The organism is Pseudomonas fluorescens HK44, from assembly GCF_000217955.3.
GTDB lineage: Bacteria > Pseudomonadota > Gammaproteobacteria > Pseudomonadales > Pseudomonadaceae > Aquipseudomonas > Aquipseudomonas fluorescens_AQ.
This window is the reverse complement of sequence record NZ_AFOY02000012.1, coordinates 97,185-104,102: the sequence shown is the minus strand read 5'-3', so window position 1 is coordinate 104,102 and position 6,918 is coordinate 97,185. Positions and strand designations below refer to the sequence as shown.

Annotated in this window: 5 protein-coding genes and 1 pseudogene; 4 read left to right on the top strand and 2 right to left on the bottom strand. The window is 58.5% G+C overall.

Features of this window, described 5'->3' with window-relative positions:
- Positions 1–93: 93 nt before the first annotated feature.
- Together HK44_RS11985 and HK44_RS11980 are read right to left on the bottom strand one after the other, a co-directional pair.
- Positions 94–1,314, bottom strand: coding sequence for a CaiB/BaiF CoA transferase family protein (locus HK44_RS11985; RefSeq protein ID WP_019694513.1), 1,221 nt, complete (start codon positions 1,312–1,314; stop codon positions 94–96).
- A 13-nt stretch (positions 1,315–1,327) separates the two neighbouring features.
- The gene (locus HK44_RS11980; RefSeq protein WP_019694512.1) at positions 1,328–2,509 is read right to left on the bottom strand and encodes an acyl-CoA dehydrogenase; all 1,182 of its coding nucleotides are present in this window, start codon (positions 2,507–2,509) and stop codon (positions 1,328–1,330) included.
- A gap of 157 nt (positions 2,510–2,666) precedes the next feature.
- On the opposite strand from HK44_RS11980, the gene HK44_RS11975 reads away from it, so the two are divergent.
- The 4 genes and pseudogenes from HK44_RS11975 (at position 2,667) to HK44_RS11960 (ending at position 6,915) form a co-directional block, all read left to right on the top strand.
- Positions 2,667–3,587: a LysR family transcriptional regulator gene (locus tag HK44_RS11975; RefSeq protein ID WP_019694511.1), complete on the top strand. Its 921-nt coding sequence runs from the start codon at positions 2,667–2,669 to the stop codon at positions 3,585–3,587.
- Positions 3,588–4,017: 430 nt separating this feature from the next.
- Positions 4,018–5,140, top strand: a pseudogene (locus HK44_RS11970) (Re/Si-specific NAD(P)(+) transhydrogenase subunit alpha).
- Between the two features lie 15 nt (positions 5,141–5,155).
- Positions 5,156–5,479: an NAD(P) transhydrogenase subunit alpha gene (locus HK44_RS11965; RefSeq protein WP_003187010.1), complete on the top strand. Its 324-nt coding sequence runs from the start codon at positions 5,156–5,158 to the stop codon at positions 5,477–5,479.
- Positions 5,479–6,915 carry an NAD(P)(+) transhydrogenase (Re/Si-specific) subunit beta gene (locus tag HK44_RS11960; RefSeq protein ID WP_024264876.1) on the top strand — a complete coding sequence of 479 codons (1,437 nt, stop codon included), beginning with the start codon at positions 5,479–5,481 and terminating at the stop codon, positions 6,913–6,915. Before HK44_RS11965 ends, HK44_RS11960 begins: the two co-directional genes overlap by 1 nt.
- The last annotated feature ends 3 nt before the right edge of the window (positions 6,916–6,918 follow it).

The window sequence follows — 6,918 nt, the reverse complement described above, 5'->3', positions numbered from 1 at the left end:
CTTTACTATCAATGAGTTGCAGAAAACCGAAAAAACAGCGATTCCCCCTCTATATAGAGAGGGGAAATCGCCGCTTCTATATAGAGGGAACCTTCAGAGCACTCCAGCTTCTTTGAAAGCAGCAACGGCGGCAGCCTCAAGACCCAGCACCCGCTGCAAAACCTCAAACGTGTGCTCACCCAATAGAGGAGGGGCATTACGGTACTCCACCGGTGTCTCGGACATGCGAATGGGACTGGCAACCTGGGGCACCAACCCAGCCAACGCATGAGGAAGCTCGATCGCCAGGCCACGCGCCTTAACCTGCGGATCGGCAAACACCTGTGACAGATCGTTGATCGGTCCGCACGGCACACCTGCCTGCTCCAACTGCGCCACCCACTCGGCAGTGGTCTTGAAGACCGTTGCCTGGCGAATCAATGGGATCAGCACCGCACGATTCGCAACGCGAAGCTTGTTCGTCGCAAACCGCGGATCATCCGCCCACTGCGGCTGACCAGCCACTTCGGCGAACTTGCGGAACTGCCCGTCATTCCCCACCGTCAGGATGAAGTCACCATCCGCGGTCGGGAAGTCCTGATAGGGAACGATGTTTGGGTGGGCGTTACCCAAGCGCTTGGGAGCAATGCCGGTAGTCAGGTAATTCATCGCCTGGTTAGCAAGGCACGCCACCTGAACATCCAACAGCGCCATGTCGATGTGTTGACCACCGCCCTCATGCTCTCGATGAGCCAGCGCCGCCAGGATCGCTACCGTCGAATAGAGCCCCGTCAGGATATCCGTCAGCGCCACACCGACTTTCACCGGCCCGGCACCTTCATCACCTTCAGGGCGGCCGGTCAGACTCATCAAGCCACCGAGCCCCTGGATCATGAAGTCGTAGCCCGCACGCTTGGCATAAGGTCCAGTCTGGCCGAAGCCGGTGATCGAGCAATAGATCAGATCAGGGTTGATCACCTTGAGCGACTCGTAGTCCAGCCCATACGCCGCCAGACCACCAACCTTGAAGTTCTCGATCAGGATGTCGGACTTCGCCGCCAGCTCACGAACCAGACGCTGACCTTCGGCCTGAGTAAAGTCGATGGTCACTGACTGCTTGTTGCGATTGGCCGACAGGTAATAAGCCGCCTCGCTGGTGTTCTCGCCGTAAGCATCCTTAAGGAACGGCGGCCCCCAGGCGCGAGTGTCATCACCATTGCCCGGACGCTCGACCTTTATAACCTCGGCGCCGAGATCCGCGAGAATCTGCCCGGCCCAAGGCCCGGCCAATACTCGTGATAAATCCAGTACTCGCAAATGCGATAACGCACCCATGGCCGCTCTCCTATTAATAGAACGCCTGGAGACCGGTCTGCGCACGACCCAGGATCAGCGCATGAACGTCGTGAGTCCCTTCATAGGTGTTGACCACCTCAAGGTTGACCAGGTGACGCGCAACACCGAATTCGTCGGAGATACCATTACCGCCCAACATATCGCGAGCCATGCGGGCGATGTCCAACGACTTGCCGCAAGAGTTGCGCTTCATCATCGAGGTGATTTCGACGGCAGCCGTGCCTTCATCTTTCATACGCCCCAGACGCAGGCAGCCTTGCAAGGCCAGAGTAATTTCAGTCTGCATGTCCGCCAGCTTCTTCTGGATCAACTGGGTGGCAGCCAAAGGCCGACCAAACTGCTGACGGTCCAGTGTGTATTGGCGGGCGGTATGCCAACAGAACTCGGCTGCACCCAGAGCCCCCCAGGAGATGCCATAACGTGCCGAGTTAAGGCAAGTAAAAGGGCCTTTCAAACCGCGGACATCCGGGAAGATGTTCTCTTCGGGAACGAATACGTTGTCCATCACGATCTCGCCAGTGATGGAGGCGCGCAGACCGACCTTGCCATGGATCGCCGGAGCGCTCAGGCCTTTCCAGCCTTTCTCCAGAACGAAGCCACGGATATCGCCGGCATCATCCTTGCCCCACACCACGAATACGTCAGCGATAGGGCTGTTGGTGATCCACATCTTGCTGCCAGTCAGGCTGTAGCCGCCTTCCACTTTGCGCGCACGAGTGATCATCGAACCTGGATCAGAACCGTGGTTAGGCTCGGTCAGACCGAAGCAACCGATCCACTCACCGGTAGCCAGCTTCGGCAGGTATTTCTGTTTCTGGGCTTCGGTACCAAACTCGTTGATTGGCACCATGACCAGCGAAGACTGCACGCTCATCATCGAGCGATAGCCGGAGTCGACGCGCTCGACCTCACGGGCAATCAGGCCGTAGCTGACATAGTTCAGACCGCTGCCGCCATACTGCTCAGGAATAGTCGCCCCCAGCAGACCGATCTCGCCCATTTCGCGGAAGATCGCCGGATCGGTTTTTTCATGACGGAAAGCTTCCAGAACACGTGGCGCCAGCTTGTCCTGAGCAAACTGGGCAGCGCTGTCGCGCACCATGCGTTCTTCTTCGGTGAGCTGTTGATCCAGCAGCAGGGGATCGATCCAGTTGAAGCTAGCTTTACCGGCCATGAGAGAGTCCTCGCGAAGTTGGTCAAATATCGTGGACTGATCCTAGGCGCCGCTAGCGTATTGGGCAAACGAGGATTTTGCATACTGTTGTGCTAATTTCTCACTCCGTAATAGCCTTAAACGGCATCTATACAAACTATTAGTGAGGTTGCCGTACATGCGCAGGAAGATACCCAGCACTGCCGCGCTGATCAGTTTCGAAGCGGCAGCCCGTCATGAGAGCTTTACCAAAGCTGCTCAGGAACTATCGCTGACCCAAGGAGCTATATGCCGACAGATCGCCAGCCTGGAGGAGTTCCTCAGCGTCGAACTGTTCCGACGCTCACGACGCGGCGTGAAGCTGACTGAAGCAGGGCTTTCCTACAGCCGACGCGTCGCAACCCAGCTGGATGCCGTTGAACGAGACACGCTGTCAGTTATGGGCCAGCAGGGCGCCAACGTCATCGAACTGGCAGTCGTCCCGACCTTCGGCACTCAATGGCTGTTGCCACGACTCAAGGACTTCCAGCAGCAACACCCGGAAGTCACGGTCAACCTGACCAACCGCACACGACCTTTTCTGTTTGCCGACACCGATTTTGACGCAGCGATTTACTTTGGTGACGCCGATTGGTCCGGTACCGAATCCCACAGGCTGATGGGCGAGAATCCGATGCCGGTGTGCAGCCCGAGATTACTCGGTAATCACACACACCTGAGCGCCGAAATGATTGCCGACCTGCCGCTACTGCAGCAGACCACGCGCCCTTACGCCTGGCGCCAGTGGTTCGACTCGCAGCACCTGAATGTCCCTCGCGACATGACAGGTCCGCGTTACGAGCTATTCTCCATGCTGGCTCAGGCGGCGATGCATGACATGGGCATCGCACTGATCCCCCCGTTCCTGATTCAGCGTGAATTGGCGGAGAAACGACTGGTGATTGCCAACCCTCAGGCCCTGTCGAGTATCAAGGCCTATTATCTGATGATTCCTGACCGAAAGGTCGAATCAGCCTCTTTACGCGCATTTCGCGATTGGCTGGTTAACCAGGCACATAGCTACAACCTAGAAGGGCAGGGCTTATCCGCCACAAGCTGACCTCGTAGTCAGTTAAATTAAAGCACTACAGATATAAGTATTTGTCGCATTTCAGCAGACTGTACCGTCAGGAGGCACAATCGTCCCACAAGCGCCTAACGGCGTGGCTTTGCGGCCCTGATTCAAAGCAATGCTGCGTCATTCACAGCGCCGATGTGTCATTTCCTGGATTTCGACAGAAATCCTTACAAGGCACGGCCTACAAGGGATTTAGGCGGACACTTGCGACATTCGGTCACAGGGTGACTTGTAGTTAATTTTCCGTCACCCGTCATAATCCCTTGAAGGGCACAAAGTTCGCCTGCAAAATGCCGCGCCCCGCCCGAAATACGGCGGGGGCGTGCTGATCGGCCGCCCCAGCCGCACCCTCCGCAGTGCGCTGGCCTTCCAAGAATGATCGAAAGCAATAAGATCAAGCAGGAGATTTGACGTGCACATTGGTGTTCCTCTCGAAACCCAGACCGGTGAAACGCGGGTTGCTGCAACCCCGGAAACCATCAAGAAGCTGATCGGCCAGGGTCATAAGGTCACTGTGCAAAGCGGCGCCGGCATTAATGCCAGCGTTGTCGACAGTGCTTATGAAGCGGCAGGCGCAATGATTGGCAGTGCCAACGATGCTTTTGGCGCAGAGCTGATTCTCAAGGTCGTCGCACCCAGCGACAGCGAACTGGCCCTGATCAAACGCGGCACCGTGCTGGTGGGCATGCTCAACCCGTTCAGCAATGAAACCATTGCCAAAGCTGGCCGAGTGCGGCATTACCGCGTTCTCCCTGGAAGCCGCCCCGCGCACCTCCCGCGCGCAGAGCCTGGATGTGCTGTCCTCGCAAGCCAACATCGCCGGCTATAAAGCCGTGTTGTTGGCCGCCCATTACTATCCGCGCTTCATGCCGATGCTGATGACCGCCGCGGGCACCGTGAAAGCCGCTCGCGTGCTGATTCTTGGCGCCGGCGTGGCAGGCCTGCAGGCGATCGCCACCGCCAAGCGTCTGGGCGCAGTGATTGAAGCATCCGATGTGCGCCCGGCTGTGAAGGAACAGATCGAATCCCTCGGCGCCAAGTTCGTCGACGTCCCTTACGAGACCGATGAAGAGCGCGAATGTGCCGTCGGTGTCGGCGGTTACGCACGCCCCATGCCGGCCAGCTGGATGCAGCGTCAGGCCCTGGCCGTGCACGAGCGCGCCAAACAAGCCGACATCGTCATCACCACGGCACTCATTCCTGGCCGCAAGGCGCCGGTATTGCTCAGCGCTGAAACAGTGGCGCAAATGAAACCCGGTTCGGTGGTCATCGACCTGGCTGCCGCACAAGGCGGCAACTGCCCGCTGACCGTGGCCGACCAGGTGGTGGTTGCGCACGGCGTGACCATTGCCGGCCCGACCAACCTGGCCGCGCAGGTGGGGGCAGACGCCTCGGCGCTGTATGCGCGCAATCTGCTGGACTTCCTGAAGCTGGTCTTCAACAAGGAAGGTCAGTTCGAAGTGAACCTAGAAGACGACATCGTCGCCGCGTGCCTGATGTGCCGCGACGGCCAAGTCATCCGCAAAAACGCCTAAGCAGGGATTCAGACGATGGAAGAGCTTATCTCCCCCGGTATCTACAACCTGATCATCTTCGTGCTGGCGATTTATGTCGGTTATCACGTGGTCTGGAACGTTACACCCGCGCTACACACACCACTGATGGCGGTGACCAACGCCATTTCGGCGATCGTGATCGTCGGCGCCATGCTGGCGGCGGCGCTGACCGTAACGCCACTGGGTAAAACCATGGGCACCCTCGCTGTGGCGCTGGCTGCGGTCAACGTGTTCGGTGGCTTCCTGGTGACCCGCAGAATGCTTGAGATGTTCAAGAAAAAAGCCCCGAAAGCCGTAAAAGAAGAGGCGCCCAAGTAATGAGCATGAACCTTGTCACGACGCTCTACTTGATCGCGTCGATCTGCTTCATCCAGGCCCTTAAGGGCTTGTCACACCCGACCTCGTCGCGACGCGGCAATGTGTACGGGATGCTCGGCATGGCGCTGGCCATCGTCACGACTGTCGGGCTGGTGTTCAAACTGGGCTCTGAACTGGCCACCGCCGGTATCGGTTACGTGATCGTCGGCCTGCTGATCGGCGGAACTGCCGGTTCGATCATGGCCAAGCGCGTTGAAATGACCAAGATGCCAGAGCTGGTCGCGTTCATGCACAGCATGATTGGTATGGCAGCGGTGTTCATCGCCATCGCCGCCGTGGTCGAGCCGCAGTCGCTGGGCATCGTCAAACAGCTCGGCGATTCGATTCCGGCGGGCAACCGTCTGGAGTTGTTCCTGGGCGCGGCCATCGGTGCAATTACCTTCTCCGGTTCGGTAATCGCGTTCGGCAAGCTGTCGGGCAAGTACAAGTTCCGCCTGTTCCAGGGCGCACCAGTACAGTTTGGCGGCCAACATAAAATCAACCTGCTGTTGGGTCTGGCGACACTGGGCCTGGGTGTCACCTTCATGATGACCGGCAACCTCGGCGCCTTCGCCCTGATGCTGGCCCTGGCCTTCGTGCTCGGCGTAATGATCATCATCCCGATCGGCGGCGCCGACATGCCGGTGGTGGTGTCGATGCTCAACAGCTACTCCGGCTGGGCTGCGGCAGGTATCGGCTTCTCGCTGAACAACTCGATGCTGATCATTGCCGGCTCCCTGGTCGGTTCGTCCGGTGCGATTCTCTCGTACATCATGTGCAAGGCGATGAACCGTTCGTTCTTCAACGTGCTGCTCGGTGGCTTCGGCAACAATGCAGACGCGGCCGGCCCGGCGGGCTCGAAAGAAGCCCGCCCGGTGAAATCCGGCTCGGCGGACGACGCCACGTTCCTGCTGACCAACGCCGACACCGTGATCATCGTTCCAGGCTACGGCCTGGCGGTAGCACGAGCACAGCACGCGCTTAAAGAGCTGACCGAGAAGCTGACTCACCGTGGCGTGACCGTGAAGTATGCGATCCACCCGGTTGCCGGTCGGATGCCCGGCCACATGAACGTATTGCTGGCCGAGGCCGAAGTGCCTTACGACCAGGTGTTCGAGATGGAAGACATCAACTCCGAGTTCGGCCAGGCCGACGTGGTGCTGGTACTCGGTGCCAACGACGTGGTCAACCCGGCGGCGAAGAACGACCCGAAATCGCCGATTGCCGGCATGCCGATTCTCGAAGCGTTCAAGGCCAAGACCATCATCGTCAACAAGCGCTCGATGGCCAGCGGCTATGCCGGCCTGGATAACGAATTGTTCTACCTGGACAAGACCATGATGGTCTTCGGTGATGCCAAGAAGGTCATCGAAGACATGGTTAAAGCCGTCGAGTAAAGA

Coding starts and splice junctions, on each gene's coding strand:
- HK44_RS11985 (WP_019694513.1), bottom strand. CDS start 1,314: ATGGGTGCGTTATCGCATTTGCGAGTACTGGATTTATCACGAGTATTG.
- HK44_RS11980 (WP_019694512.1), bottom strand. CDS start 2,509: ATGGCCGGTAAAGCTAGCTTCAACTGGATCGATCCCCTGCTGCTGGAT.
- HK44_RS11975 (WP_019694511.1), top strand. CDS start 2,667: ATGCGCAGGAAGATACCCAGCACTGCCGCGCTGATCAGTTTCGAAGCG.
- HK44_RS11965 (WP_003187010.1), top strand. CDS start 5,156: ATGGAAGAGCTTATCTCCCCCGGTATCTACAACCTGATCATCTTCGTG.
- HK44_RS11960 (WP_024264876.1), top strand. CDS start 5,479: ATGAGCATGAACCTTGTCACGACGCTCTACTTGATCGCGTCGATCTGC.